This window comes from Intestinibacter sp., assembly GCF_051866655.1.
Taxonomy (GTDB): domain Bacteria; phylum Bacillota; class Clostridia; order Peptostreptococcales; family Peptostreptococcaceae; genus Intestinibacter.
In genome coordinates, this window is the sequence record NZ_JBJDXL010000444.1 from 1 (window position 1) to 2,732 (window position 2,732).

Annotated in this window: 2 protein-coding genes; both read right to left on the minus strand. The window is 29.8% G+C overall.

Annotation, left to right across the window (positions count from 1 at the left end):
• On the minus strand, nucleotides 1-2,260 hold a 2,260-nt coding region (locus ACI3VO_RS13400), incomplete at its 3' end, for an FtsX-like permease family protein (protein WP_439758401.1).
• A partial coding sequence (locus tag ACI3VO_RS13405; protein ID WP_439758402.1) for an ABC transporter ATP-binding protein occupies nucleotides 2,261-2,732 on the minus strand: 472 nt, incomplete at its 5' end.

The window sequence follows — 2,732 nt, forward strand, 5'->3', positions numbered from 1 at the left end:
TTGTGGTGATTGTATTTATTATATTAGTTACACTGACTAGAGATATAACTACTACAAATCCATATACGAAAATTTTCATGACATCCATAGTTTGTTGATTTTGTTTAGCTTCTTCTACTCTGTCGTATACATTGAAATTTGAGTCCTCTGCTAATTTCTTTATTTCTTCTCTGACTTGTTCGCTTTTATCAGTTGAAACATCGAAATTATTGTAAAGATTTTCGTCCTTTGGTAAATCTAATTTTTGAATCAATTCATCATATGCCACTATATCGTATCCCATATCTTTATATTGATTATTTCCTGTAATTATATCTTCAGTTATAGCCATTATTTTAAGCTCTAGATCTTTTTCAATCGAATCTCCTGTTTCATCGTCATAAGCTTCTACAGTAGCTTTTAATGTATCTCCCACCTTGTAATTTGTAAGTGTTAGATGTGATTTTTTACCAGTAGATTCTGCATAGCTATTTTTAACTAAGATTACTCCATTTTCTTTTACAGCTTTATCTTTTTCAAAGCTTCCGTCTACTAGATTTATATTTTTGATGCTACTCTCTCCAGGAAAACGAAGGCTGTTGAAAGTAAATTCATAGCTATTTCCCTTCTTTTCAAAATATTTATCTATAAGCTCTTTATTCTTTTGATTTATATCATCTTGATCTACAGATAAAATTACATTGTATGAAAAATCAGATGCGACATCATTTACGCCTTTAGTTTTTCTTATTTCATCTAAAAGCTTTTTAGTTTTTTCTTCTGATGCAGGTTTATTAGCATATAAAGTCAAATCACTTGTAATCTGACCGTAGTATACATTATTTGCCTTTAAAAACATATCCATAAAGCCGTTAAATGATATAAATATGACTATACTTATAACTAGAGAAAAAAGTGTGATTCTAAACTTGCCTCTATTTCTTCTAAGGTTTTTATATGCAAGCTCTCCTTCAGTTTTAAATATCAATTTTACTAATTTAGATTTTTTAACTTTGCCGACTTTTAGATTGGCACTGTTTTTAATAGCTTCAAGTGGTGAAGTTTTAGCTGCATTTATAGCAGGAAGTATTGTAGAAATCGCAATAGTTATTAGTATTATCAAAGTACTCGCTATTAATACTGTTGGGCTAAATACTATTCTCAAACCTAGTTCACCAAATAATGAAGTTTTAAAGAAGCTTTCAATTACCTTAAATACTATATCAATAGCCACAGTACCAGATAGAAGTCCTATTGGTATTCCTATTATACTTATTAAAAGAGCTTCTAAAAATACGAGCTTCATAATTTGTGATTTTGTAGCTCCTATTGAATTTAATATTCCAAATTGTTTTTTACGTTCACTTATAGATATACTAAATGAGTTGTAGATAGTAGCTATAGTACATATTATTACAAGTGAGGCTATGAGTATTACTATAGATGTTATAGTTGTGTTTGTATTTTCATTAACACTAGCTCCAAAAAGTCTCAATAGATGCTCGTTAAAATCTATGTTTTTGTAGTACATATTTGTCTGATTGTTGTAATTATAACTAGCGTCATCTGGATTTTCACTTTGAGCTAGATTTATTTGTTTGGCTATATTCATTGTAGTATTGTATATTCCCTTAGGATTTTTTGTAGCTATAGATACAGTAAATACATCTTTGTCGGATTTTGAATTTATATCAAATCCACATATAGCTAGTGAATTATATACTTCAAAATCAGGCCTGCTCATAATGCCGACTATTTTGTAATTTTTTTTATTGCCGTTTGTTATTTTTGAGAATGTGCCAGTTTCATCGTATTCAGTATCGCCTACTTCTAATTCTATAGTGTTGCCTACTTTTTTATTTAAATTTTTAATAGCTTTTTGACTTAAAATTATTTCATTTTCATTTTTAGGAAATTCGCCTTCCTCTATAGTCAGCATATAGCTGTCAAATGTATTTTTGTCAAATGAGTTTACTTCTAGTAAAGAGGATTTTTCTTTATCTATCAATGCAGATCCTACCTCTTGCTTATAACCGTATTTAGATACTTCAGCAGATTTAGATACAACTAGTGCGTCTTTTTTATTTAAACCGTAAAAGCTAGCATAAAAATCACTATTGCTAGAAATAGCACTTCTCATCTCGTAATCTAAAAGGCTCATACAGATATTTCCTATACCGCATATAAGAGCAGTTGAAAGTATGATGCCTATTATAGTAACTAGAGTTCTTCTTTTATTTTCTTTTAAATATCTTATAGTCAATGAAGTATATAAGTTCATCTATATCACCTCATCACTTTTTATAATTCCATCCTCCATAGTTATGACTCTGTCAGCTTGAAGTGCTATGTTTGTGTCGTGAGTTATAACTATCAAGGTTTGTTTGTATTTTTTAACTGAAATTTTGAGAAGCTCTACAACCTCTTTTGAGTTTTTGCTATCTAGGTTACCTGTTGGTTCGTCGGCTAAAACTATAGTAGGTCTATTTATTAAGGCTCTACCAATTGAAGTTCTCTGTTGTTGACCACCGCTAAGTTGGTTTGGTAGATGATTTTCTCTTTCTTTTAAACCTAGAGTTTTTATTAAATCCTCATAGTACTCGCTATCTATTTTTCTATTGTCGAGTTCTGCCGGCAGCATTATGTTTTCTTTGACTGTCAATACTGGAATTAGATTGTAAAACTGATATATAAGTCCTACATTTCTTCTTCTAAATATTGCGAGGTCTTTTTCTTTTAATGTGTATATATCT